This window comes from Rhizobium sp. BK602 (assembly GCF_014195095.1).
GTDB lineage: Bacteria > Pseudomonadota > Alphaproteobacteria > Rhizobiales > Rhizobiaceae > Rhizobium.
Genome location: NZ_JACIBC010000002.1, coordinates 284,785 through 309,244, shown reverse-complemented (window position 1 = coordinate 309,244; position 24,460 = coordinate 284,785). Strand labels below are relative to the sequence as shown.

Annotated in this window: 20 protein-coding genes; 5 read left to right on the top strand and 15 right to left on the bottom strand. The window is 63.9% G+C overall.

What is annotated here, in order from left to right; translation table 11 throughout:
* Positions 1-68 precede the first annotated feature (68 nt).
* Complete coding sequence (locus tag FHX11_RS06890) at positions 69-542, top strand: Lrp/AsnC family transcriptional regulator (protein ID WP_184356395.1); 474 nt, start codon at positions 69-71, stop codon at positions 540-542.
* Positions 543-586: 44 nt separating this feature from the next.
* Here the strand turns inward: FHX11_RS06890 and FHX11_RS06885 are convergent, their stop codons facing one another.
* Positions 587-1,945 (bottom strand): EAL domain-containing protein, encoded by a 1,359-nt coding sequence (locus FHX11_RS06885; protein WP_184356393.1) that lies wholly within the window; start codon positions 1,943-1,945, stop codon positions 587-589.
* A gap of 114 nt (positions 1,946-2,059) precedes the next feature.
* Positions 2,060-3,802, bottom strand: coding sequence for a response regulator (locus tag FHX11_RS06880; protein WP_184356391.1), 1,743 nt, complete (start codon positions 3,800-3,802; stop codon positions 2,060-2,062).
* A gap of 342 nt (positions 3,803-4,144) precedes the next feature.
* Between FHX11_RS06880 and mutL the strand changes: the two genes are divergently transcribed.
* Both mutL and FHX11_RS06870 read left to right on the top strand, forming a co-directional pair.
* Positions 4,145-5,971: a DNA mismatch repair endonuclease MutL gene (mutL, locus tag FHX11_RS06875; RefSeq protein WP_184356389.1), complete on the top strand. Its 1,827-nt coding sequence runs from the start codon at positions 4,145-4,147 to the stop codon at positions 5,969-5,971.
* A 187-nt stretch (positions 5,972-6,158) separates the two neighbouring features.
* Positions 6,159-6,389 (top strand): DUF2093 domain-containing protein, encoded by a 231-nt coding sequence (locus FHX11_RS06870; RefSeq protein WP_184356387.1) that lies wholly within the window; start codon positions 6,159-6,161, stop codon positions 6,387-6,389.
* 37 nt (positions 6,390-6,426) lie between these two features.
* Here the strand turns inward: FHX11_RS06870 and lpxK are convergent, their stop codons facing one another.
* From lpxK to FHX11_RS06840, 6 genes are all read right to left on the bottom strand, one after another.
* Positions 6,427-7,527: a tetraacyldisaccharide 4'-kinase gene (gene lpxK, locus FHX11_RS06865; RefSeq protein ID WP_184356385.1), complete on the bottom strand. Its 1,101-nt coding sequence runs from the start codon at positions 7,525-7,527 to the stop codon at positions 6,427-6,429.
* 198 nt (positions 7,528-7,725) lie between these two features.
* The gene (locus FHX11_RS06860; RefSeq protein ID WP_184356383.1) at positions 7,726-8,457 is read right to left on the bottom strand and encodes an HAD family hydrolase; all 732 of its coding nucleotides are present in this window, start codon (positions 8,455-8,457) and stop codon (positions 7,726-7,728) included.
* A 16-nt stretch (positions 8,458-8,473) separates the two neighbouring features.
* Positions 8,474-9,793, bottom strand: a complete 1,320-nt coding sequence (waaA, locus tag FHX11_RS06855; RefSeq protein WP_184356381.1) for a lipid IV(A) 3-deoxy-D-manno-octulosonic acid transferase — start codon at positions 9,791-9,793, stop codon at positions 8,474-8,476.
* A gap of 180 nt (positions 9,794-9,973) precedes the next feature.
* Entirely contained in the window at positions 9,974-10,216 is a 243-nt protein-coding gene (locus tag FHX11_RS06850) for a DUF4170 domain-containing protein (protein WP_184356379.1), read from the bottom strand.
* Positions 10,217-10,277: 61 nt separating this feature from the next.
* Positions 10,278-11,087 (bottom strand): 3'(2'),5'-bisphosphate nucleotidase CysQ, encoded by an 810-nt coding sequence (locus tag FHX11_RS06845; protein WP_184356377.1) that lies wholly within the window; start codon positions 11,085-11,087, stop codon positions 10,278-10,280.
* An 82-nt stretch (positions 11,088-11,169) separates the two neighbouring features.
* Entirely contained in the window at positions 11,170-12,519 is a 1,350-nt protein-coding gene (locus tag FHX11_RS06840; RefSeq protein ID WP_184356375.1) for a TldD/PmbA family protein, read from the bottom strand.
* 150 nt (positions 12,520-12,669) lie between these two features.
* Here FHX11_RS06840 and FHX11_RS06835 point away from each other — a divergent pair, with 150 nt between their 5' ends.
* On the top strand, positions 12,670-14,490 hold the full coding sequence (locus tag FHX11_RS06835; protein WP_184356373.1) for a monovalent cation:proton antiporter-2 (CPA2) family protein: 1,821 nt from the start codon (positions 12,670-12,672) through the stop codon (positions 14,488-14,490).
* Positions 14,491-14,590: 100 nt separating this feature from the next.
* On the opposite strand, the gene FHX11_RS06830 is transcribed toward FHX11_RS06835, so the two are convergent.
* The 3 genes from FHX11_RS06830 to FHX11_RS06820 are packed head-to-tail and all read right to left on the bottom strand — an operon-like array spanning position 14,591 to position 18,043.
* Positions 14,591-15,457 (bottom strand): patatin-like phospholipase family protein, encoded by an 867-nt coding sequence (locus FHX11_RS06830; RefSeq protein WP_184356371.1) that lies wholly within the window; start codon positions 15,455-15,457, stop codon positions 14,591-14,593.
* A gap of 18 nt (positions 15,458-15,475) precedes the next feature.
* Complete coding sequence (gene rsmD, locus FHX11_RS06825; RefSeq protein WP_184356369.1) at positions 15,476-16,042, bottom strand: 16S rRNA (guanine(966)-N(2))-methyltransferase RsmD; 567 nt, start codon at positions 16,040-16,042, stop codon at positions 15,476-15,478.
* A gap of 6 nt (positions 16,043-16,048) precedes the next feature.
* Positions 16,049-18,043, bottom strand: a complete 1,995-nt coding sequence (locus FHX11_RS06820) for a pseudouridine synthase (protein WP_184356367.1) — start codon at positions 18,041-18,043, stop codon at positions 16,049-16,051.
* A 72-nt stretch (positions 18,044-18,115) separates the two neighbouring features.
* Here FHX11_RS06820 and FHX11_RS06815 point away from each other — a divergent pair, with 72 nt between their 5' ends.
* On the top strand, positions 18,116-18,574 hold the full coding sequence (locus FHX11_RS06815) for a nucleoside deaminase (RefSeq protein WP_184356365.1): 459 nt from the start codon (positions 18,116-18,118) through the stop codon (positions 18,572-18,574).
* 36 nt (positions 18,575-18,610) lie between these two features.
* Here the strand turns inward: FHX11_RS06815 and FHX11_RS06810 are convergent, their stop codons facing one another.
* The 4 genes from FHX11_RS06810 to FHX11_RS06795 form a co-directional block, all read right to left on the bottom strand.
* Complete coding sequence (locus FHX11_RS06810) at positions 18,611-19,243, bottom strand: hypothetical protein (protein WP_184356363.1); 633 nt, start codon at positions 19,241-19,243, stop codon at positions 18,611-18,613.
* Positions 19,244-19,376: 133 nt separating this feature from the next.
* Complete coding sequence (gene ileS, locus FHX11_RS06805; protein ID WP_184356361.1) at positions 19,377-22,259, bottom strand: isoleucine--tRNA ligase; 2,883 nt, start codon at positions 22,257-22,259, stop codon at positions 19,377-19,379.
* A 339-nt stretch (positions 22,260-22,598) separates the two neighbouring features.
* Complete coding sequence (locus tag FHX11_RS06800) at positions 22,599-23,582, bottom strand: bifunctional riboflavin kinase/FAD synthetase (RefSeq protein ID WP_184356359.1); 984 nt, start codon at positions 23,580-23,582, stop codon at positions 22,599-22,601.
* Positions 23,583-23,597: 15 nt separating this feature from the next.
* Positions 23,598-24,446, bottom strand: a complete 849-nt coding sequence (locus FHX11_RS06795; RefSeq protein ID WP_184356357.1) for a TIGR01459 family HAD-type hydrolase — start codon at positions 24,444-24,446, stop codon at positions 23,598-23,600.
* Positions 24,447-24,460: the final 14 nt, after the last annotated feature.

Below are 24,460 nucleotides of genomic sequence, written 5' to 3'. Positions count from 1 at the left end.
CAAAAAGCATTACACATGCGCATAGTATTGGCATATTATAGTACTGACATCGGAGTAAGGAGCATAAAATGCCAATCTCATTGGATGCCATCGATCGGCGTATCCTGCGCGTACTCCAGCGCGACGGACGGATTCCGAATGTCGAATTGGCCAAAGAGGTTGGGCTCTCGCCCTCACCCTGCCTGCGCAGGGTCCGGATCTTGGAAGAATCGGGCGTTATCGATCGCTATGTTGCGGTGCTCGACGCCAAGAAAGTCGGCGTGGGCCTTACGGTGTTCGCGCGTGTCTGGTTCAAGACGCAGGATGCCGAGATTACCCATCAGTTCGCCGAGGCGGTGCGAAAATTCCCCGAGGTCGTCGAATGCCATCTCACGACCGGAGAATGCGATGCCATCATGCGGATCGTTACCGCCGATCTTCACAGCTATTGGCGCTTCCAGGCCGACCATCTGACACGTATACCGAGCGTTCAGAGCGTCAAGACCGATGTGCCGATGGAAACGATCAAGCAGAGCCACGAACTGCCACTGCCGCAGGCTTGACGATGCCTCGATCCGCCTGGGTTTAGCTTGCGCTTATGCAAGGCTCAGACGCTTGCCATCTCGCGGCACGCCTCGGATTGATTGCCGTCGAGATAGCGCAGGGCGGCGGCGCTGTCGGCGGGCTTGCCGTAATAGTAACCCTGGCCCATGGCGCAGCCGAGCGATTTGAGCTTTGCCGCCTCGGCCTGATCCTCGATGCCTTCGGCGACCACCTGCAGATCGAGCCCCTGGCAGATGGCAAGGATGGCCTTGACGATATGTTCGGAGGCGCGCTCGGAATTGATGCGAGAGACGAAGGCGCGGTCGATCTTCACCTTGTCGAAGATGAATTCACGCAGGCGCCCGAGGCTCGATTGCCCGGTGCCGAAATCGTCCAGCGAGATGCGGACGCCGGCCGCCCGCAAATCCGCGATGATACGGTTGGCGGTATCGGCCGAGCTCATCACCGCCGTCTCGGTGATCTCCAGCTCCAGACGATGAGGGTCCAGGCCGACCCGGCTGAGAATGGCAAGAATGCTGCTGCTGGTGCCGGGGTCCATCAATTGCGCGGAAGAGAGATTGAAGGAGAGGAAGAGTTCGCGCGGCCAGGAGAGTGCCGCCTCGGCCGCCTTGCGCAGCAAGGTTTCCGAGAGGGCGTCGATGAAGCCGCGTTCTTCGGCAAGCGGCACGAAGACCGCGGGCGAGACGAAACCGAGGTCGGCGTCGTTCCAGCGCGCCAAGGCCTCGAAGCCGACGATCATGTTGCTCGAGAGCGAGACGATCGGCTGGAAATGCACATCGATGGCATCCGAGATGATCGCATTGCGCAGTGCCTGCTCGAGCTGCGTGGCCCGTTTCATCTCCTGGGCGATTTCCTTGGAATAGACGGTGATCTGGCCGCGGCCGCGGCGCTTGGAGCGATAGAGCGCCGTCTCCGCATTCTTCAGGAGATCGTCGAATTCATCGCCGGCGAAGGGATGAATGGCGAAACCGAAGGAGGCGGACAGGCGAACATTGCGGTCGCCGAGATCGTAGGGCGCCGACAGCACCTCGCGGATCATCTGGCCGAACTTTTCCGCGCCGACACGCTCGAAGACGAGTGGCAGGACGAAGGCGAATTCGTCGCCGTCATGACGGGTCACGGAGGCGCCGTCCGGGATGCAGGCCTTGAGCCGATGCGCCACCTGGCACAGGATCTCGTCGCCGGCCTCGACGCCGAAGAGATCGTTGATCGGCTTGAAGGAATCGAGATTGACGATGCCGATGGTGAACGGCGCGGGATCGCTGGCGCGCTCGACCGTAAGCAGCCGCGCACGATCGCGCATGCGATGGCGATTACCCAATCCCGTCAAGGGATCGGTATAAGCCATCGCCGGCAATTCGTTCTGACCGACTGGCGCGAGCGGTATTTCAGCCGATTTCATGTTCAGTCCCGACATTTCTCCACCCGAAGAGGAGAATGACGACGAAGTCTTAACAAAGGATGGCGGGGCGACAGTCATTCGATATGGGCAATATTTGTTGATCGGCTATGCGGCTCAAGAGACCTGCCTGGTCCGCGATCCGGCGCCGCCGCGCATGTATTTCTGAAATACCGTCTCAAGGATATCCGGGCTGACGGGCTTCATGATGACGTCGTCCATGCCGGCCTCGGCACATTCAGTGCGGTCTCGCTCGAAGGCCTGCGTCAGCACGCCGATGATCGGCGTTCGGCCCGCGCCGTCTCCTTCGGCAACCCGGATCGCCCTTGCCGCCTCGAAGCCGTTGAGACCCGGCAAGGAAATATCCATCAGCACCAGCTCCGGGCGATGCTCGCTCCATAGGCGCACCGCCTCGTCGCCGCTGGCGGCGATCATGTAGCGATAGCCGAGCCCGTCGAGAATCTGTGAAAAGACGATCTGGTTGATGGCGTTGTCCTCGGCGACGAGGATCTGGCAGGCACGATCCTCGTTGGCCGGATCGATCTGCCAATCCTCCGTGCCGCTTTCGATGCTTTCACCGGGCTTGAGGCGGATATTGCGGTTGAAATGCCGGGCAATCAGGAAGGTGAGCTCGGAGGCGAGCTGCGACCCATCCAGCGACAATGCCGGCACGTTCTGCCGCTCGGCCAGTTCGACGCCACGCTTGCCGAGCTGATTATCGACGATGACGAGATCGATCTTGACCCCGAGCGAACTTGCCGCATCGAGAAAGGCTGCCTCCTCGCTCTCGTTGCTGACCGAGCAGGTGTCGAAGCCGTATTTGCCAAGCATCTTCAGCGCCGCCGTCTCGGCGGCAAGGTCGCTGGTCACCACGAGGATCTTGCGGCCCGAAAAGTTGGCGGGGACGAAGGTCTCCATGGCCGGAGGCCGGCGCGAGAGCGTCTGCAGCGCCGCCAGCGGCACATAGGCGCGGCGATAGGAGCGATCGCTGTTCTCCTTGATCTCCGAGGCGAGCGCGAACTCGTCGAAATCGGCTCCGTCCTTCGGCAGGTCCTGCATGGTGGCGATGAGGAAATAGCGGCCCGGCTTGCCGATGCGCAGCTTTCTCGTGACGATGTCGCGCTCGACACCATCCCGGGAAATCTGCCGCTGATGCGTCATCGACATCTCACCGGTCTCGATGACGTGCCGGTCGCTTTCCTCGAAGCGGTTGGCAAGTTCGGTGGAGAACAGATCCGCGCCCTTGCGGCCGAGAATCTCCTCCGGGGTGGTCTGGTATTTGTCGCCGAATGCCTTGTTGATCGCGACATAGACCATGTTGCGATCCTTGACGAACAGCGGAAACGGCAGATTGTCGAGGATGTCCTCGGTCAGCTGGGCGCGTTCCATGTCGACGCGCCACTGCTCTTCCCGCTTCTTCAGCTCGGAAATGTCCGAGAGGATGCAGACACCCAGGCCCGAGGGCAGACGGCGCTTGACGAACCGGACCCAGCGGCCGGTGCCGAGACGCTCCGTCGTTTCGAAGCGCTCGCGCCAATGCGAGGCAATGCGCTGCGAGATCCAGTCGTCGCGCGTCACCGTCGATTTCGCCTGGCCGTCCGGATGCCGCACGCCGGTATCGAAGACGGCGCCGAGATAATCGCGCAGGCGCGTCGACGCCTGCAGGAAGGGCGCGGGGATCGGAAAGAAATTCAGGACCTGCCGGCTGGCAAACAGCAACAGGTCGTTCTTGTCATAGACGAGGAAGGCGCTGGAAAGCCCATCGCAAACGGCATCGAACAGTGCCGCCTGCAGATTGCCGTCCGACGGCCCATCTTCAGTCGTCGCTGTAAAAGCTGCCTTGCCAATCTCGGCAGTCATTCGTCCGATTCCCACCTATCCGACACTGCTGCACGCCAAGCTTGAGGGCTGCGAAAGCTCTCGGGATCATTTTTTGGATATGACATGCTGGCATGGCACTTGAAACAGGCGGAAACCGGCTCGTCGAGATATGGCGGCCACCAACCTGCCGCCAAAAGCCGTAAACGTGCGAGAGCACGACACCTGCAATCATTTCAAGTTTTCCAAATGCAACCTGTCACCATTCCCTTAAACATTGATTAAATTTCTCCACAAAACCCCATCCGCCTGAATCGGGTGGATGAGCGAGGACGACACGCCTTTTCTCTTTCCAGCGCGAAGCGAATCCACGAAAATGCGACCATGGCCATCAAGCAACTTTCCGAAACCCTCATCAATCAGATCGCCGCCGGCGAAGTCATCGAGCGGCCGGCAAGCGCTGCCAAGGAGCTGATCGAAAACGCGCTCGATGCCGGCGCCACGCGCATCGAGATCGCGACGGCGGGCGGCGGCAAGGCGCTGCTGAGGGTCAGCGACAATGGCTCTGGCATGGAACAGGCGGATCTGGAACTCGCCATCAAGCGCCATTGCACCTCGAAGATTTCCGACACGCTGGACGATATCCGCACCCTCGGCTTCCGCGGCGAGGCCTTGCCCTCCATCGGCTCGGTGGCGCGGCTGTCGATCGCCAGCCGCAGGGTCGGCAGCGCCGGCGGCGCGGAGATCGCGGTGGCTGGCGGCAAGGTGCTGCATCTGCGCCCGGCGGCGGCCAATCCGGGCACCATCGTCGAGGTGCGCGACCTGTTCTTCGCGACCCCGGCGCGGCTGAAATTCCTGAAGACCGAGAAGGCCGAAGCGGCGGCAATCACCGAAGTCGTCAAGCGTATGGCGATCGCCTTCCCGCAGGTGCGCTTCGTCCTCTCAGGCAGCGACCGCTCGACGCTGGAATTCCCGGCGACCGGCGACGACCGTCTCGCGCGGATGGCGCAGGTGCTCGGCAAGGACTTTAAGGACAATGCCATCGAGCTCGATGCCATGCGCGAGGATGTGGGCCTCACCGGCTTTGCCGGCGTGCCGACCTTCAATCGCGGCAACTCGGCGCATCAATATGCCTTCGTCAACGGCCGGCCGGTGCAGGACAAGCTGATCCTGTCCGCGATCCGCGGTGCCTATGCCGAAACCATCCCGTCGGGACGCTATCCTATCGCCGTACTGTCCATCACGCTCGATCCGGCCCTCCTCGACGTCAACGTGCATCCGGCGAAATCCGATGTCCGCTTCCGCGATCCCGGCCTGGTGCGTGGCTTGATCGTCGGCGCCATCCGCGAGGCTTTGGCGCGCGAGGGCGATCGCGCCGCGACGACAGGCGCCGACGGCATGCTGCGCGCCTTCACCTCCGGCTTCCAGCCGGGATGGCGGCCATCGGCGCCGAGCGCGCCCTGGACACCGGACGCCTCTCCGTCCCGGCCCTATCAGCCGGCGGCAACAAATGGGAATGGCTTCGGCCTCAGGGAGCGACCGCAGGCCGCTTTCGACGGGCTTGCCATGCCGGCCGCTCGCGCCGAGAGCACTCCGCTTGCCGAGCCGATGCGGCCGGAGGAGCCCTCCCGCTTTCCGCTGGGCGCGGCCCGCGCGCAGCTGCACGAGAACTATATCGTCGCGCAGACCGAGGACGGTCTCGTCATCGTCGACCAGCATGCGGCCCATGAGCGCCTGGTCTTCGAGGAGATGCGCAAGGCGCTGCATTCCAAGCGTCCGGCGTCGCAGGTGCTGCTGATCCCCGAGATCGTCGACCTGCCGGAAGAGGATTGCGACCGGCTGATGGTCTTTGCCGACGAGCTTGGCGCGCTCGGATTGGCCGTCGAGCGTTTCGGTCCCGGCGCGGTCGCCGTGCGCGAGACGCCGGCCATGCTCGGTGAGGTGGACGCGCAGGGGCTGATCCGGCAATTGGCCGACGAGATCGCCGAATGGGACACGGCCTCCGGCCTTGCCGCCAAGCTGGAATATGTCGCCGCCACCATGGCCTGCCACGGTTCGGTGCGCTCCGGCCGACGGCTGCGGCCGGAGGAGATGAATGCGCTGTTGCGCCAGATGGAGGCAACGCCGGGTTCCGGCCAGTGCAATCATGGCCGGCCGACCTATATAGAGTTGAAGCTCTCGGACATCGAGCGGCTGTTCGGACGAAGCTGAGCGCCGATAGGGCATTTCCAGGAAAAGCGCGCGGCGCTTTTCCATCCGGAATGCGGAAAGAAGCAAGAAGATAGAGCGTTTCCGCGCTTCGAAGAAAAGCGGAAACGCTCCAACGTCGAAAGAACTGGAAAAGTCAGGCCCGTCGCGTTATGGCAGAGGCGTGACAGAGAATGAAGGACGGCATCAGATGAATCTTTTCGAAGGACATGGAAACCGCGAGGCGAAGGTTCGCTATCTCGACGGCGATTTCCAGATCCTGATGCCGGGCTCCTATGTCGTTTGCGCCATGACCGGCCGGCAGATCGCTCTCGATGAGCTGCGCTATTGGAGCGTGGCCCGGCAGGAGCCCTATGCCGACGTCATATCGTCGCTGGAAGCTGAAAAGCGCGCCGGCGCCCTTCCGAACCAGAAGCGCTAGTCTCGGCCCGCCGAGGCGCTATTGAGCTTCGGCTGTTTCATTCGCCCCCCTGAATTTGCCGAGAAGCAGGCACCTTCTCTCCGCTAGGCAGAAGGGTTTTGCCGGTCCAGCCTTCCCGCAGGCGCCGTTCGCGCGCGGATACGATCGCGCGATCGATGATCAGATCCGGCGCATGTGGATCGGCGAAGACCATGTCGATCTCGATGACGCGGCAGCGCTTCAGCAGCTCGCCGGCGCGGCCGTGAAGACCGATCAGGCGGACATAATCCTTGGATGTCGTGACGATCTCCAGATCGTCGCGGGTGGCGATATCGAGGATGTCGGCGATCTCGTCCTCTTCCAGATGCTCGTGATCGCCGAAGCTACGGCGCACGGCAATGCTCGCGCCCAGGGAGTCAACCGTGCGGAAGAACTTGGCGGGATCGGCGATGCCGGCAAAGGCCAGCACCTTGCGGCCGGACAAATCCTCCTGCCCGCGCACCTTGATCGATGCGGAGAAGAAAGGCCTACCGGCGCGGGCGGCGAGACGCACGACCCGATCGCCGGCATCCCCCTCGCCGACCTTGAGCAAGGCCGAGGTGTAGAGCAGCTGCGTGCGCAGCGGCGCGCGCACCGGACCGCCCGGCACGAGATGACCGTTGCCGATACCCCTCATGGCGTCGATGACGACCAGCGCATAGTCGATGGCGATCTGCGCGCTCTGGAAGCCGTCATCCATGATGATGAGATCGGCGCCCTCGCGCACCAGCCGCTCGGCGCCGTCGGCACGGCGGCGCGCAATCACCGTCAATGCTTCGCGGGCGAGCAGCAGCGGTTCGTCACCGACCGCCGTGGCGTGATGATGACCCGGATCGACCACGGTCGTCACATCGAGCGAGCCGCCATAGCCACGGCTGAGGAAACCGGGCGTCAATCCCCTTGCCTTGGCGGCCCGGGCCAGCGCCAGTGCCGTCGGCGTCTTGCCGGCGCCGCCGACCGTGAAATTGCCGACGCAGATCACCGGCACCGCCACGGAGGCACGGCGGCCATGCGTCATGCGATGGCCGGCAACGCGTCCATAGAGGAAAGAGAAGGGTGAAAGTCCCCAGGCCCGCCAATCCGGCTTCCGCCACCAGAACGGCGGTGCTTCCGATACCATGATCTAATCCCGCCTCGCCTCGGCCATTGCCCATACGATCCTGGAGCGGCTCAGCGTTTCACGGAATCGCTGAGCCGCTCCAGCCTATTTGTTTTGACGCAATTCCGGACGAAAAAACGCTGCACAGTTTTGCGCGACATGCGTCAGCAAGGCGGCAAGAAAGGGCAGATAGGACGAAAAAGCAAGCCTCCTCCGACATCAGGCCGGCTGGCGGGCCGGCAGGAGACCTTCCAGCTCGGTGATATCGGTCAGGCAGTAATGGGAAGCGGCGGCCAGCGATTCCCGCGAGCCGGTGCCCGTGAGAACGCCGACCCTCAGGCCGGCGCCGGCATTGTGTCCCATATGCAAATCGTGATTGTTGTCGCCGACGACGGCCACCTGAGAGGGGACAAGCCCGGTCGCCGCGCAGAAACCCAGCACCATTCCCGGCTCCGGCTTCGTGCCAAAACCGCTGTCATAGCCGGCGATGTAATCGAGATAATCGAGGAAACCGAAGCGGCTGGCCGTCTGGCGGATCGAGCGTTCATTGTCGCTGGAGGCAACCCCGAGCTTGTAGCCGCGCCCGTGCAGGCGGCGGAAAAAAGCAGCGAGATCGGTAACCGGAGACGAAAAATCGGCGGCATGGGAAAACAACGCATCCAGCTTTTCCGTCAGCTCCGCCACATCCACCTTGGAGCCGGCGGCAACAAGGCCCTCGGAAATCTGCCGGGTATTGCCGGCGGCGAGCAGGCTGTCGGGCACGATATGGCCGGTCACCGGGTCCATGCCGCAAGCCGACAGCAGATGATCGGCAAGGGTCGCGTCACCCTCGGCAGCGATACGGGCAAGCTCGCGATTGACCGGAAGCCAGCTCGCATCATAGTCGAGAAGGGTGCCGTCCTTGTCGAACAGAATGCCCGCAATCGTCTCCAGCCTGACAGCCGCTGCCATAATCACTCCCCCTCGTTCAACCCTGCGCCATCGTCTTCGGCATCAGCCGCGCCTTCACGGTCAGCGGATTGATGTAGGGTTCCAGACCCTTGATGGTCGCCGCCAATCCCCCACGCATCTCGTGCACGGCCGCAAAACCGGCATCGATCATGCCGCGCCGCGCGCCGTCATTGATGAGCAGATAGTGCACGCCCCGCGCCAGCATCTCGGTGTCGCGCACCATGCGGGCGCTGCCGCGGCGAGCGAGCAACTGATAGGCGTCGCGAAAATTCTGGACATGGCCGCCCGTCAGGATGGCGCAGCCGAGCATGGCCGACTCCAGCGGGTTCTGGCCGCCTTCATTCGTCAACGACTTGCCCATGAAGGCGATCTCGGTCATGCGCAGATAAAGCCCCATCTCGCCGATCGTGTCGCCGAGGAAGACATCGATATCGGGCGAGAGAACGTCGTTGCGGGTGCGGCGGGCAACCTTCAGGCCCTTTTCGACCAGCATGGCCTCGATCGCATCACAGCGCTCCGGATGGCGCGGCACGATGATGCTGAGCTGGGCGTCATGTTCCTTCAGGGTCTGATGAACGACGGCTGCGGCCTCCTCCTCGCCCTCGAAGGTCGAGACGGCGGCCCATGTCTTGCGATTGCCGATCTGTTTCAAATAGCGCGCAAGCGTCGGGGCATCGTAAGGCGGCGCATCGGTGTCCACCTTGAGATTGCCCGCCTTGATCACCTGCAGCGCCCGCAGGTCACGAAAACGCTCGGCATCGAGATCGGATTGGGCAACGACCAAGGCAAGATTTTCAAACAAGGCTTCGGACAGAGACGGATGCCGGCTCCAGCGGGCAAAGGAGCGGTCCGACATGCGGGCATTGACGAGGATCTGCGGAATGCGGCGGCGGCCGAGTTCCATGATGGTCGCCGGCCAGATCTCGGATTCGGCGAAGATCGCGCAGTCGGGCTGCCAATATTCGAGGAAACGGCTGATGCCCGGCTTCAGGTCGAGCGGCACATATTGGTGGATGACCTCATCGCCGAGACGCTCCTTCGCCACCCTCGCCGAGGTGATCGTGCCTGTCGTCAGGATGACATGGATATCGCGCCGACGGATTTCGCGGATCAGCGGGATGACCGCCGAAGTCTCGCCGACACTCGCGGCATGGAACCAGATCAGCGGTCCCTGCGGGCGATTGGCGCTGGCATAGCCCGACCGCTCCAGCCGGCGGGAGCTGTCTTCCTTGCCCTTGGCGGCACGGATGGCGAGATAGGGTCCGATCAGGGGATAGATCGCGATCCCGCCAAAACGGTAAGCACTCAAAGCGAGACGTGCCCTGAGGCTGCTCATTTCGATTGCCTCCGACCCAAGCTGATCGTCATCGATGCCAAATCCCAAATGTCCAACGGCCAATAGATCGGCCGATTTTTTCTTCTGATTGCGTCAAAAATACCGCGTCATGGCCGGAATGAAAGCGACAATGCCGATCCGGGCGGGGATATCAAAAATAAAATGGAGCGGAACGCGGCCTTAGGATGCCTTGTCCTGCGGATCGAGCAAACGATGCAGATGAACGATGAAATAACGCATGTGGGCATTGTCGACGGTCTGCTGCGCCTTCGACTTCCAGGCGGTCAGCGCGGTCGCATAATCCGGATACATGCCGACGATGTCGAGTTCGTTCAGATTGCGGAACTGTACTTCCTCGAGATTTTCCAATTCCCCGCCGAATACGAGGTGCAGGAGCTGTTTTTTATCGCTGGTCACAGTCATTTTCGTCTCTTTCTGCTGTCGTCCCCCTCCGCACTTCCTGTGCGGGATTTTGACCCAAACGTCAACTGTCTCGCCTGTGGGCAAGCTGATGCAGAAGTTCGGGCAGATGCGCGGCCGGCGCGCCGCAAAGCTCCCCATGCGAGACCTCGGCGCGGTTATACAGGAGCGCCCTGCCCGAGAGGTCGACCAGCGCACCCCCGGCCCGCTCCAGGATGAGATCGGCGGCGGCGAGATCCCAGTCGTGGGAATTGCTCTTGACGATCGTCCCGTCAAGCCGACCGTCGGCAACCATGGCCAGACGATAGGCGAGTGAGGGAACATGCTTGGCCCGCTCGACGGTCTGGCGGAAATCCGGACTGAGCCCCTTCAGCGCATCCTCGGTGCTGGCGAGCCGATAGGTATCGTGCCCCTTCCAATCGGAAACGGCAATCGGCCGGCCGTTCTTCAGTGCCGGGCCGTCCGCGGAGGCGACGAACAGTTCATCCAGCGCCGGGGCATAGAGCACGCCGGCGGTCGGGCGCCCTCTGGTGACGACGGCGACGCTGACGCACCACAGTTCTAGCCCCGAGAGAAAGCCGCGCGTGCCGTCGATCGGATCGACGACGAAGAGTGTTTCGTGCGACAGCCGCGCGGCATCGTCGTCGGTCTCCTCCGACAGCCAGCCATAATCCGGCCGGGCGGAACGCAGGATGGAGGCCAATGCCTCGTTGGCGGCGAAATCGGCGGCGCTGACGGGGGATCGGCCTTCGTTCTTCCACCAGACCTCGGGCGATTGCCGAAAGAAGCCGAGAGCAATTTCGCCTGCCTGGCGCGCGGCGCGGACAATCAGGTCCAGGTCGCTCGTTTCGTCGCCCATTTGGCTAGCGGTCATTCCGAATGTCCAATCTCCGGCCCTTCGCCGGCGTATCCCCCCGACGGACCCTATCGCACCGTCCCGGTGTTGGCGAGCCTGCTCAGCGGCCGGCGAGCGTCATGCCTTCGATGGCAAGCGTCGGGGCGGCAACGCCAAAATCGCGATCGATATCGCTCGCCGGCGTCACGCGCATGAACATGTCCTTGAGGTTGGAGGCGATGGTCACCTCCGACACAGGGAAAGTCAATTCGCCGTTCTCGATCCAGAAGCCAGTGGCGCCACGGCTGTACTCGCCGGTGATCATGTTGACGCCCTGGCCGATCAGCTCGGTGACGTAGAAGCCGTTGCCGACATTGCGGATCAGCTCCTCCGGCGAGATATCGCCCGGCTCCAGCGCCAGATTGGTGGAGGACGGCGAAACGGCGGTGCCGCCGCGCGCTCCACGGCCGTTGGTCCTGAGACCACCGATCTCCCGCGCCGTCGATGTCGACAGGAACCAGTGTTTCAGAACACCGTCCTCGATCATGACCAGCCGCTTGCCGGAGACGCCCTCGCCGTCGAAGGGGCGCGAGGCGGGACCGCGCACAATGAGCGGATCGTCGGTGATCGACAGGCCGGCCTTCAGCACCTGCTGCCCCATCTTGTCGCGCAGGAAGCTGGTCTTGCGGGCAACGGAAGCGCCATTGATCGCGCCGGCGATATGGCCGACGAAACCACGCGCCACGCGCGGGTCGAAAACGACGGTCACGTCCTTGCCCGTGGGAACCTGGCGCGGATTGACGCGCTTGACCACCCGCTCGCCAGCGCGGCGGCCGATCTCCTCGGAGGCTTCCAGATCGGCGAAATAGAGGCGGCTGTCGAAATCATAATCGCGCTCCATGCCGGTGCCCTCGCCGGCGATGACGCTGACGGAACGGCTGAAGCGCGAGCCCATATAATGACCGGCAAAGCCATGCGAAGTCACGAGCACGAGGCCGCCCATGCCGGCGGACGCGCCTGAACCGGAGGAATTGCTGACGCCGGGGACGGCAAGCGCCGCCTCTTCCATCGCCAGCGCCGCCTCGCGCAGCTCGGCCGACGAGACCTCGGTCGGGTCGAAAAGCTCGAGATCGGGATAGGTCCTGGCGAGATCGGCCTCATCGGCAAGGCAGGCGAAGGGATCTTCCGGCGAGACCCTGGCCATGGCCACGGCGCGCTCGGCGAGCGCCGTGAGGTCGAAGCCCGGATTGGCCGAGACGCTGGCGACACGGTTGCCAACGAAAACCCTGAGCGAGAAGTCATCGCTTTCGGAGGATTCGGTGCCCTCGACCTTGCCGAGACGGACGCTGACGGATTGCGCCCGCGAGCGCACGACGACGGCATCGGCCGCATCCGCGCCGGCTTTCCGGGCGAGGTCGATCAGCTGGCTGGCGCGGGAAAGCAGAGTGGCGGAATCGATTTCTGAGGACATGATTTGGCCTTTCCTTCGCGTTCCATTTATTGTGCACTACATAAAGCATCAAGGGCGGCAAAGCCGATTCTTGTCCGAATGTCCTAACGCATGGCTCTTTCCCGCCGCCATGCGCTGCAACACCGCCTGCCCCACAGAGAGAAACAGACGATGTCCGCGCCGAATGCCTTGTTTACCGAAACCCTGATGCTGCTCGGAGGCGCCGTCGTCACCGCGCCGATCTTCAAGAAACTGGGGCTGGGCACCGTGCTCGGTTATCTCGCCGCCGGTGTCGTCATCGGACCGGTCCTGCATGGCATCGGCGATGGCGAAGCCGTGCTTGCCGTGGCCGAACTCGGCGTCGTCTTCCTGCTCTTCATCATCGGCCTGGAGCTGAAGCCGTCGCGGCTGTGGCAGATGCGGCGCGACATTTTCGGCCTCGGCACGGCGCAGGTGGTCTTAAGCGGCCTGGCGCTGACGCTCGCCGCCTATCTCGGAAACATCGCCGGCTGGCGCGGCAGCATCATCGTCGGCTTCGGCCTGGCGCTGTCGTCCACGGCCTTCGCCATGCAGATCCTCGAGCAGGAGGGCGACGTCAACACGAAATACGGGCAGCGCTCCTTCTCCATGCTGTTGCTGCAGGATCTGGCGATCGTGCCGCTGCTCGCCCTCGTCACGATTCTCGACGGTCCGAAGGAAACCTCCAATCCGCTGCCGGATCTCGCCATCGCCGTCGGTGCCGTCGCGGCGATGATCATTGCCGGGCGCTACCTGCTCACCCCGCTGTTCCAGGTGATCGCCCGCACCGGCGCGCGCGAGGCGATGATCGCCGCCGCCCTCTTCGTCGTCATGGGATCGGCAACCCTGATGCAGCTTGCCGGCCTCTCCATGGCCATGGGCGCGTTTCTCTCCGGCGTGATGCTTGCGGAATCCTCTTATCGCCATGAGCTGGAGGCGGACATAGAGCCGTTCCGCGGCGTGCTGCTCGCCATTTTCTTCATCGCCGTCGGCCTGTCGCTCCAGCTGGACGTCATTGCCGACAACTGGGCGCTGATCCTGCTCGCCGTCCCTGTCGTCATGATCATCAAGGGCGTGATCATCTATGCGCTCTGCCGCGTGACCGGCTCCTCGCATGACGATGCCATCCGTATCGCCTGCCTGCTGCCGCAGGGCGGTGAATTCGGTTTCGTGCTGTTCAGCACGGCGAGCGCCAGCGGCGGCCTGTTCTCGGCCAGCACCGCCTCGATGCTGATCGCGATCGTCACGCTCTCCATGGCGCTGACGCCGCTCGGCTCGGCGCTTTCGAAGCGCCTCCTGAGCGGCGACGCGCATGAGGAACTGGATGAGGATTTCGAGGGCGCGGGCTCCGACGTGCTGATGATCGGCTTCTCGCGCTTCGGCCAGATCGCCGCGCAGATCCTGCTGGCCGGCGGCCGCGACGTCACCGTCATCGACTTTTCCGCCGACCGCATCCGCCAGGCTTCGAGCTTCGGTTTCCGGATCTATTTCGGCGACGGCACCCGCAAGGACGTGCTGCGCTCGGCCGGCATCGACCATGCCAAGATCGTCGTCGTCACCACCCATCAGCGCGAGATCACCGACAAGATCGTCGAGCTCGTGCAGACGGACTATCCGCATGCCCGCCTCTTCGTCCGCTCCTACGACCGCATCCATTCGATCGCGCTGCGCAACAAGGGTGTGGACTACGAGCTGCGCGAGACGCTGGAATCGGGCCTGCTCTTCGGCCGGCGCACGCTGGAGGCCCTCGGCGTCAGCGAAGCCAATGCCTACGAGATCGGCGAGGATATCCGCAAGCGCGACGAGCAGAGGCTGGTGCTGCAGACGAGCGAAGGGCTGCAGGCCGGCAGCGACATGCTCTATTCCCGGCCGGTCAAGCCGGAACCGCTGGTCAAGCCCAAGCGCGCCGCCGACGTCTTCAGCGACGACGACGATCTTTCGGTGTTGCCGGCGGAAGAGCCCGAACGGGCCTAAAGCGCATCGCGATCTTTCAGATCCGCTTCCCGCGCTTTAGGTCTTTGATGTTGCGCATGTCGCGGTCGCAAAACCGCTGCACACTTTTGCGCGACATGCTCTAATTCTTCGCGGTGATCACCCGGTCGATGGCGAACTTCAACTCGTCCTTGACGCCGGCCGACATGGCGAGGATGTCGCGCGCCTTCAGGAAATCGAGGACGCCGGTGCGGCCGACGGAGGGGCGCAGGAAGATCTGCGGCGCAAGCAGCCTGAGCTTCAGCGCGATATTGGACTGCATGGTCAATTGTCCCGCGCCGAACAGGCTTTCGATACGGTTCGGAATTTGGCTGCCGTCGCCCTCCGGCCCGCCGACCACGTCGATGCCGATGATGATATCGGCAAGACCGGCCAGATGCTCGTAGGGGACCGGGTTCATGATGCCGCCGTCGATCATCACCCGCTCGCCGACCTTGACCGGCATGAAGACGGCGGGAATGGCGGCGGAGGCGGCCAGCACCGGGAAGAGTTCGCCCTTTTCGGTCACCACCTCGGTCTGGTCGTAATAATCCGTCGTCACCACCTTCAACGGGATGCGCAGCTCGGAGAAATCCTCCGGAAAGGCTGACGGCATGAAGGCACGCAGGATGCGCTCGAGATTGAACTGGCCGATCCTGAAGCTGCGCATGTTGGCCGGTCGCAGGCTCCAGAGCTTGTTGAGCACCGCCGGGCGGTTGCCGACCGAGGCAAGCGTATAGTCGCGAATCTCGGCGCCGCTCATGCCGGCGGCCATGGCCGCGCCCATGATCGAGCCGATGGAGGCGCCGGCGATGGCGACCGGGCGGATTCCGAGCTCGTCCAGCGCCTCGATGATATGGATATGGGCAAGTCCCCGCGCACCGCCGCAACCGAAGGCGACCGCGACACTCGGCGTGCTCGACGACGCGAGCGGATAGTCGCTCCCGACGAAATCAGCATAATCGCCCATGATCCTCTCCCTCCGCAACTAGGCCTGCAGGGGCTGATAACGGAAGAAATGCATCTTGCTGTCGCCGAACGTCCGCTCTTCGAGGAAGAGGAAGTCCGGCGCGACGCTGACGATAACGTCGGCGCGCTCCTCGAGGATCGCGAGCGCACCGGGCACCAGCCAGCCGCCGGCTGCAGCGGCCGCAAAGGCCTTCTCGCCGAGACCCTTGCCATAGGGCGGGTCGGCGAAGAGAAAATCGAAGGGTTCGAGATTGCCGACGCCGCCGAGATCGGTCGCATCGCGCCGCAGCATGCGCGTGCGGCCATGCAGGCCGAGCGCATCGATGTTTTCCCAGAGCAGGCCCCGGCCCTCGACGCTGCTTTCGACGAAGAGGACGTGACGGCAGCCGCGCGAGGCGGCTTCCAGGCCGACCGCACCCGTGCCGGCGAAGATATCCATCATCCGCGTGCCGTCGAGCGCCTCGGGATAGGCGTGGTTCAGAATGTTGAACAGGCTCTCGCGCGTGCGATCCGCCGTCGGACGAATATCGTTCGACTTCGGGGTTGCAAGCGAGCGACCGCGAAACTCACCGCCGACGATCCGCACCGCGCGTCAACCCCTTCCGCCCTTGGGGCCGCCCTTGCCCGAGCCGCCACGGCTCGGACCGCCACGACCTTGGCCGCCTGACGGACGACCACCGGGCTTGCCGGAGAAGCCGCGGGCACCGCCGGGCTTTCCGGACGGCTTGCCGCCACCAAAGGACTTGCCGCCGCCCGGCTTCTTGCCGAACGGTTTGCCGGCTGGCCGGTCGCCTTGCGGGCGGTCACCACGGGACGGACGATCACCGAACGGACGGTCGCCACGCGGCGGACGATCTCCAAACGGGCGATCGCCGCGGGGACGCTCGGAACGCTGCTCGCCGTCGAAGGATCTTGCGCGCGGACGCTCATCACCTTCGGCGCGCGGCCGGCGGTCACCGCGGGGCTTGTCGCCATAGGGACGATCGCCACGCGGCTTGTCGCCGAAAGAACGTTCGCCGCGAGAGGGACGATCCCCGAAAGAGCGCTCGCCGCGAGGCCGTTCGGAACGGGCTTCGCCCTGGAAGGATTTCGAACGAGGACGGTCGCCGCCTTCCGGCCGCGAGCCACGCTCACCACGGGGACGATCGCTGAACGCCCGATCGCCACGGGGCTTGTCGCCGAAAGGACGGTCACCCTGCGGACGATCGCCGCGGCCGCGCTTGCGGTCGAAGCCTTCGTCATCGCCACGGGACCGGCGCGGCGCTTCCTCGCTGGAGCGAATCCATTCGCCATCCGCCTCGTCGACGCGGTTGACACGAACGCGCGGCCCCTCGTCCGGACGGTCGAAGCCGCTGCGCTGCGGGCGCTCGGGCTCGCCGCGCTTGAAGGCGGTCTTTGCATTCTTGGCGGCCTTGGCGGCGGCCTTTTCGCCGAGCGGACGGGCGCCGGGCGCCATCCAGACATTGACGTTGCGGCGCGCGCCGAGCGGCTGACGCTTCGAACGGTCGTCTTCCTTGCGGCCGCCTTCGCGACGTCCCTCGTCACGACGATCGTCGCGCTTGGTGTCGAGACGGCTCAAGGCGCGCTCGCGCTTGTCTTCGGGACGCTCGCGCCGCGGACGTTCCTCTTTCGCGCCGCGTGCCGGCTTGGCATCGGCTTCATCTTCGGCGGCGCCGGCCGAGGCATTGTAGAGCGGTGCGTCGAAATTCGCCTTGGCGTCTTCCACCAGACGTGGCCCGAGCTGATCGCGCAGTGTGCGGCCGCGCACTTCCAGCACCCGGCCTTCCGGCAACTCGCCGAGCTGGAACGGCCCGTAGGAAATGCGGATCAGACGGTTGACCTCGAGACCGAGCGCGCCGAGCACGTTCTTGATTTCGCGGTTCTTGCCTTCGCGCAGACCCATGGTGATCCAGACGTTGGACCCTTGCGTACGGTCGAGCGTTGCGTCGATCGAGCCATAAAGCACGCCGTCGACGGCAATGCCTTCCTTCAACTTGTCGAGCGCGTCCTGATCGATCTCGCCATGGGCGCGCACGCGGTAGCGGCGCAGCCAGCCGGTGGTCGGCAGTTCCAGCACGCGGGCAAGGCCGCCGTCATTGGTCAGCAGCAGCAGACCTTCGGTGTTGATGTCCAGACGGCCGATCGACATGACGCGCGGCAGCTCTTCCGGCAGATTGTCGAAAACAGTCGGACGTCCCTCCGGATCGGCATTGGTGGTCACCAGGCCGGCCGGCTTGTGATAGAGCCAGAGGCGCGTGCGCTCTATGCCGCGGATCGGCACGCCGTCCACCTCGATCTTGTCGGCGAGCGTCACGTTGACGACCGGCGTGTCCAAGAGAACGCCGTTCAGCTTGACGCGGCCGTCCAGGATCATGCGCTCGATGTCGCGACGCGAGGCCACGCCGGCGCGCGCCATCACCTTGGAAATGCGCTCGGCCTTTCCATCCGCGCCATCCGTCTCGGCGGCGACCCTGGCGGGTGCTGCCTTCTTCGGCTTGGTATCGTCGCGTTTCGCCGCCGGCTTCGTCTTGGTGTCGCGGGTAAAGGGTTTGGACCCAGGCCGCTTGGGCTTGTCATTCATTGTCATTTGTTGTTTGCCTGAATTTTTAAGGCGTGTTCCTATCAGGTCGCGCCCCTGCGGTTAAGTGGAAAATCCAAAATGGCGAAGACAAATCACTTCATGGAGCTGGCGCTCGCCGAAGCGCGAAGCGCCGGCGCACGCGGTGAAGTGCCGATCGGTGCCGTTCTCGTGCTCGGAGACGCCGTCATTGCCAAGGCCGGCAACCGCACCCGCGAACTCAACGACGTCACCGCCCATGCCGAAATCGCCGCGATCCGCATGGCCTGCGAAGCGCTCGGCCAGGAACGCCTGACCGGCGCCGATCTCTATGTGACGCTGGAGCCCTGCACCATGTGCGCGGCGGCCATCTCCTTCGCCCGCATCCGTCGCCTCTATTACGGCGCCGAAGATCCGAAGGGCGGCGGCGTGGACAACGGCGTCCGCTTCTATCGCCAGCCGACCTGCCATCACGCGCCGGAGGTCTATTCCGGCATGGCCGAACGGGATGCGGCGGATATTCTCAGGGAATTCTTCCAGCTCAAGCGCGTGGAAAACTAAAAAGCGACGGTTTTGGCCGCCGCTTCTTTTGAAAGCTTATTGGAACGGCTTCCACCAGCTGCTGCTGTTGGACTGCTGCGCGGCCTCGGCATCCTTCTTGCGCTGCTTTTCCTTCTTGCTCTCGGGCGTGCCGACATCGCTCAACGCTGCCGGATCGGAAACCTGGCGATATTGCTGCGGCGGATCGATCAGATAACGGCGCTGGTCGTAGGTGCCGTCCTGATCCTGGCGCGCGGCGCGATAGGCGGCCGTCTGCTCGGCTTCCGTCTTGCGGTTGCGGCTGCTGTCGGCCTGAGCCAGCGGCGAGCGGTAATTGGTGTTGCTCTTGTTTTCCTCAGCCTCGGCGGCGAGGCGCTTGCGCGCGTCTTCCGGCGATTCCAGCCAGGCCGGATTGTCCTTGCTTGCCAGCGATTGCTGCGGCGAGGTCAAGTTTTCCCTCTGGTTTTCAGCGGGCAGTACCAGGCCGGGGCGGTTCGGGTAGGTAACGCCCTTGTCCTTCGGCGTGGCGGCCGAGACGGAAGCGATATCACCGAGATCGTCGAAGAGCTGCTGGCCGGCGGTCTTGTCCGTGCCGTAACGCGGGCTGCTCAGGCAACCCGACATCAGGCCGCAGCCAATCACGAGTGCCGCCAAGCTGACGCCGACACGAACTCTATGCATCGCTCTCATGAAAACCCTTCCCAGCCATGCCGGTGCAATTATTGCAGAACCCCATTTCTCGGCAACTGCCGTAAAAATCAGGCCATTTTCAGGCAGCTTTTACCGGATGAACGCCGCAAAGGCAATTCACCCGGCAATTTTCTCAGTGAACAGCCGCGAGCTCGCGCAGGGCTGCCGCATCACGCGCCGAGACGTCGGGATAGTCCGGATCGGAACCGACATCGGTGGTGATACGCCAGGAACGCGCGCATTTGCGGCCCTCGGCAAGGGTCGGCACGACGCTGACCTTGGCGTCGCCGTCCAGGCGGAAGGCATCCGCCGGACCCTCGCCGCCGGTAACGGTGATCGCCGAGGTGATGCAGATCTCCGCGAGATCCTGCCCCTCTACCGCCTTCAGCAGCTCCGGATCGGCGATATGGACGACCGGTGCGGCTTCGAGCGAGGAGCCGATGCGCTTGTCCTTGCGCTCGATTTCCAAAGCGCCGGTGACGACGCTGCGCACCGCGCGGATCTTCTTCCACTTATCGGCCAGCGCTTCGTTCTTCCATTCCGCGGGAACGGCGACGAACTGTTCGAGATGCACGGAAACCGCGGACGGATTGCGCGACAGCCACGCCTCTTCCATCGTGAACGGCAGCATCGGCGCCAGCCAGGTCACCATGCAGTCGAAGATCGTGCGGATGACGGCCAGCGCGGCGCGGCGGCGCAGGCTCGAGGGCGCATCGCAATAAAGCGCGTCCTTGCGGACATCGAAATAGAAGGCCGAAAGCTCGACATTGGCAAAATCGATCAGGGCGCGGGTGATGCGCTTGAAGTCGAAGGCGTCGTAGCCTTCGCGCACCAGCACATCGAGCTCGGCCAGACGATGCAGCATCAGCTGTTCCAGCTCCGGCATGTCGGCATAGGCGATCACTTCGCCCTTGTCATGGGCCAGCGTGCCGAGCATCCAACGGATGGTGTTGCGCAGCTTGCGATAGGCGTCGACATTGGTCTGGATGATCGCCTTGCCGACGCGCAGGTCTTCCGCATAGTCCGAGGTCATGACCCAGAGGCGAAGGATATCGGCGCCGGCGTCCTTCATCACTTCCTGGGGCGAGGTGACGTTGCCCTTGGACTTCGACATCTTCTCGCCCTTCTCGTCCATGGTGAAGCCATGGGTGAGGACGGCATCGTAAGGCGCGCGGCCGCGCGTCGCGGCACTTTCGAGCAGCGACGAATGGAACCAGCCGCGATGCTGGTCGGAGCCTTCGAGGTAGAGATCGGCCGGCCATTTCAGGTCGGGGCGGTCCTCCAGCGTGAAGGTATGGGTCGAGCCTGAATCGAACCAGACGTCGAGGATGTCCATGACCTGCGTCCAGGGCTCGTTGGCCTTTTCGCCGAGAAAGCGCTCGCGCGCGCCTTCGGCGAACCAGGCATCGGCCCCTTCGGCATCAAAGGCCTCGAGGATGCGGGCATTGACGCCGTCGTCCTGTAGGATCTCGCCGTCGTCGTCGACGAAGATCGCGATCGGTACGCCCCAGGCGCGCTGGCGCGAGAGAACCCAGTCCGGACGCTGCTCGATCATGGCGCGCAGGCGGTTCTGGCCACTGGCGGGCACGAAGCGGGTGTCGTCGATCGCCTTAAGGGCGCGAGAGCGCAACGTCGTGCCGTCGGCAAGGTCCTTGTCCATATAGACGAACCATTGCGGCGTGTTGCGGAAGATCACCGGCTTCTTCGAACGCCAGGAATGCGGATAGGAGTGCTTCAGTCGTCCGCGCGCGAAGAGCGTGTTGGTCTCGATCAGCGCCTTGATGACGAGATCGTTGGCATTGCCCTTCTTGCCGTTGTCGTCCATGACGCGGCCGCCGTCGAAGCCGGGGGCATCGGCGGTGTAGAAGCCGGCGTCGTCGACCGGGAACGGGATGCGCGACGAGATCCCACGGGCTTCGATGGCGCGGGAATGCGACATCCAGGCGTCGAAGTCCTCGCGGCCGTGGCTGGGCGCGGTGTGCACGAAGCCGGTGCCGGCATCGTCGGTGACGTGGTCGCCGTCGAGCAGGGGAACCTTGAAGGTGTAGCCGAGCGAGGCCAGCGGATGGGCGCAGACGAGCGCGTTGAAATCGGCGGCGGTCACGTCACCCAGGCGCTTGTATTGCAGCTTGGCCTTGGCGAAGGATTCCTCGGCGAGCTTGTCGGCGAAGATCAGCTTTTCGCCCGGACGCGGGCCGAAGTCGTTGGCGGCTTCCGTCACCTCGTAGAGACCATAGGACACGCGCGACGAATAGGCGATCGCCCGGTTGCCGGGGATCGTCCAGGGGGTCGTCGTCCAGATGACGACGAAGGCGCCGGCAAGCGCCGTCGGACCTTCCACGACCGGGAACTTCACCCAGATCATGTCGCTCTCGACATCGGCATATTCGACTTCGGCTTCCGCCAGCGCCGTGCGCTCGACCACCGACCACATGACCGGCTTGGAGCCGCGATAAAGCTGGCCCGTCTTGGCGATCTTCAAGAGTTCGCCGGCGATGCGGGATTCGGCATGGAAGTTCATCGTCAGATAGGGATTGTCAAAATCGCCGACGATGCCGAGGCGCTTGAACTCATCGGACTGGACCTTGATCCAGCCGGCGGCGAAGTCACGGCATTCCTGGCGGAACTCGTTGACCGGAACCTCGTCCTTGTTCTTGCCCTTCTCGCGGTATTTTTCCTCGATCTTCCATTCGATCGGCAGGCCGTGGCAATCCCAGCCCGGAACGTAGTTGCTGTCATAGCCGCGCATCTGGAACGAGCGGGTGATGACGTCCTTGAGGATCTTGTTCAGCGCGTGGCCGATATGGATGTTGCCGTTGGCATAGGGCGGGCCGTCATGCAGCACGAATTTCCCGCGGCCGGCGGCGGAAGCGCGCAGCATCTTGTAGAGATCCATTTCCTGCCAGCGCTTGACCAGCTCCGGCTCCTTCTGCGGCAGGCCGGCGCGCATCGGGAAATCGGTCTCGGGCAGGTAAAGGGTTTTCGAATAGTCGAGTTTTTCAGCGGTATCGGTCATGGTCCTGACAATTGCCTCGGGTGCTCGGGCATCTCGCGCCAAACGGGGCGCAGCCATAGGGGGATTTTTCGGCGGCGGAAGCGCCTCGGGAACGGGCGCCAAGAACCCGGACCTTCCGGCAGCTTCAGAGCGCGCGGAAGGCCGGGCCAATAATTCGTATCGATGGGCTCAGCCGAAATTGGGTCATAATGGGCGGTTCATAGGCGTTTTTTCCGCCGAAAGGAAGAGGAATCCGTTGCCGAATGCGATAGAAACGCCTTGGGCCTTTTCATGCGCGGCCAACGGGAGGCGATCCGGCCGGCATTGGCACGGCTCTTCCATCCGGATCAGCCTCCGCGCTTAAGAGAAAGCGATGAATTGATCGATCACCCCGAGCGGACGTACGCCGGCCAGCAGCGCCCTTGCCTCTTCCTCATCCTTGCGGATCTGGGCCACCAGCGGATCGAGCCCGTCGAACTTCAGCTCGGGACGGAGATAGCCGAAGAAGGAGACGGAACAGATCTGGCCGTAGAGATCGCCGCTGAAGTCGAAAACGAAGGTTTCGAGCAGCGGCGCGCCGTGGTCGGTCACGGTCGGGCGGCGGCCGTAGCTGGCCACTGCATCGCGAATGATGCCATCGGCGGCGCGGAAGCGCACGGCATAGATGCCGGCTCTCAGCTCCACTTCCGGCGGCAGGCGCATGTTGGCCGTGGGGAAACCGAGCGTGCGGCCAAGCTGCTCGCCGCCGATCACCTCCGCCTCGACCGTATAGCGGTAGCCGAGCAGGCCGGCGGCCTCGGCGACGTTGCCCTCGGTCAGCAGCGTCCGGATGCGGCTTGACGAGACCACATCGGTATTCTCATCGCGATAGGCATCGATCAGCGTCACGCCGAAGCCATATTTGCTGCCGGCATTCATCAGGAAGGCCGGGCCGCCCTGGCGGTCATGGCCGAAATGGAAATCGAAGCCGGTGACGACCTCGGAGGCATGCAGCCAGTCGATCAGGATCGAATGGACGAACTCATCGGCGGAGCGCTGCGAAAAGGCCCGGTCGAAGGGATATTCGATGACGGCGTTGAAACCCACCGCTTCGAGGATGCGCGCCTTGAGCGGCGCCGGCGTCAGGCGGAAAACCGGCTGGTCGGGGCGGAAGACGGTGCGCGGATGCGGCTCGAAGGTGAGCACCAGCGCCGGCACGCCGCGCTCCCTGGCGATCTCCAGCGCGCGGTCGAGCACCGACTGATGGCCACGATGCACGCCGTCGAAATTGCCGATGGCGATGACGCCGCCCTTCAGATTGTCCGGCAGCGGCTCGCGGGTCTCGTTGCGGTGGAAAACGGTCATCGGCTACCACTCCGGTCAGACAAGGCGCGGCATCCACCACTTCGGCGATGCCTGCTCACGCGCCAGGAAGGCGCCGAGCGCAGCTTCGTCGGTGTGGCCATCGACGACATATTCGCGGGCATGGATGCCATGGCTGATATAAAGAAGATCGAGACCGTAATCGAGCGCACCGCGCACGTCGGTCGGCATGCCGTCGCCGATGGCGACGACCCGCGACAGCGGGAATTCGCCGCGCACCTCGCGGGCGGCGGCGATCGAGGCATCGTAGATCGGCCGATGCGGCTTGCCGGCGATCCGCGTCTCGCCGCCGAGGCGGTCGTAATAGGCGGCCATGGCGCCGGCGCAGGGGATCATGCGGTGGCCGCGCTCGACGACCAGATCGGGATTGGCGCAGATCAGCGGCACCTTGCGGGCCGCCCATGCCGTCAGCATGTCGGTGTAATCATCCGGCGTTTCGGTCTCGTCGTCGAAGAAGCCGGTGCAGACGATGGCCTCGGCCTCCTCCGCCTCGACGCGAACCACGTCCAGCCCCTCGAGAATGCCCGTATCGCGCTCGGGTCCAAGCAGGAAGACCTTCTTCGGTCCCTCGGCGATCAGACGGCGGGTGACGTCACCGGAGGTGACGATGCGGTCATAGGCGCTGTCGGGAATGCCGATCTGGCGCAACTGCTCGACCACCTTGGGTGCCACGCGGGGGGAATTGGTGATGAGGACGACGGTCAGGCCTTCGCCGCGTGCCGCCTCGAGCGCGGCCGGCGCGTCCGGATAGGCGGAGACGCCGTTGTGCAGCACACCCCAGACATCGCAGAGCGCGACATCATAATGTCCGCCGATCTCGCGAAAGCTTTCGATACGCTTGCCCATGCCATCCTCGCATT

Excerpts from the sequence above, each read along its gene's own strand:
- waaA (WP_184356381.1), bottom strand. The coding sequence starts at position 9,793 with ATGAGCAGCCTCAGGGCACGTCTCGCTTTGAGTGCTTACCGTTTTGGC.
- FHX11_RS06800 (WP_184356359.1), bottom strand. The coding sequence starts at position 23,582 with ATGACCGTTTTCCACCGCAACGAGACCCGCGAGCCGCTGCCGGACAAT.
- lpxK (WP_184356385.1), bottom strand. The coding sequence starts at position 7,527 with ATGGTATCGGAAGCACCGCCGTTCTGGTGGCGGAAGCCGGATTGGCGG.
- FHX11_RS06840 (WP_184356375.1), bottom strand. The coding sequence starts at position 12,519 with ATGTCCTCAGAAATCGATTCCGCCACTCTGCTTTCCCGCGCCAGCCAG.
- FHX11_RS06860 (WP_184356383.1), bottom strand. The coding sequence starts at position 8,457 with ATGGCAGCGGCTGTCAGGCTGGAGACGATTGCGGGCATTCTGTTCGAC.
- FHX11_RS06870 (WP_184356387.1), top strand. The coding sequence starts at position 6,159 with ATGAATCTTTTCGAAGGACATGGAAACCGCGAGGCGAAGGTTCGCTAT.
- mutL (WP_184356389.1), top strand. The coding sequence starts at position 4,145 with ATGGCCATCAAGCAACTTTCCGAAACCCTCATCAATCAGATCGCCGCC.
- FHX11_RS06885 (WP_184356393.1), bottom strand. The coding sequence starts at position 1,945 with ATGAAATCGGCTGAAATACCGCTCGCGCCAGTCGGTCAGAACGAATTG.
- FHX11_RS06820 (WP_184356367.1), bottom strand. The coding sequence starts at position 18,043 with ATGACAATGAATGACAAGCCCAAGCGGCCTGGGTCCAAACCCTTTACC.
- FHX11_RS06815 (WP_184356365.1), top strand. The coding sequence starts at position 18,116 with ATGGCGAAGACAAATCACTTCATGGAGCTGGCGCTCGCCGAAGCGCGA.
- FHX11_RS06835 (WP_184356373.1), top strand. The coding sequence starts at position 12,670 with ATGTCCGCGCCGAATGCCTTGTTTACCGAAACCCTGATGCTGCTCGGA.
- FHX11_RS06850 (WP_184356379.1), bottom strand. The coding sequence starts at position 10,216 with ATGACTGTGACCAGCGATAAAAAACAGCTCCTGCACCTCGTATTCGGC.
- FHX11_RS06880 (WP_184356391.1), bottom strand. The coding sequence starts at position 3,802 with ATGACTGCCGAGATTGGCAAGGCAGCTTTTACAGCGACGACTGAAGAT.
- ileS (WP_184356361.1), bottom strand. The coding sequence starts at position 22,259 with ATGACCGATACCGCTGAAAAACTCGACTATTCGAAAACCCTTTACCTG.
- FHX11_RS06830 (WP_184356371.1), bottom strand. The coding sequence starts at position 15,457 with ATGGGCGATTATGCTGATTTCGTCGGGAGCGACTATCCGCTCGCGTCG.
- FHX11_RS06845 (WP_184356377.1), bottom strand. The coding sequence starts at position 11,087 with ATGACCGCTAGCCAAATGGGCGACGAAACGAGCGACCTGGACCTGATT.
- FHX11_RS06890 (WP_184356395.1), top strand. The coding sequence starts at position 69 with ATGCCAATCTCATTGGATGCCATCGATCGGCGTATCCTGCGCGTACTC.
- FHX11_RS06810 (WP_184356363.1), bottom strand. The coding sequence starts at position 19,243 with ATGAGAGCGATGCATAGAGTTCGTGTCGGCGTCAGCTTGGCGGCACTC.
- FHX11_RS06795 (WP_184356357.1), bottom strand. The coding sequence starts at position 24,446 with ATGGGCAAGCGTATCGAAAGCTTTCGCGAGATCGGCGGACATTATGAT.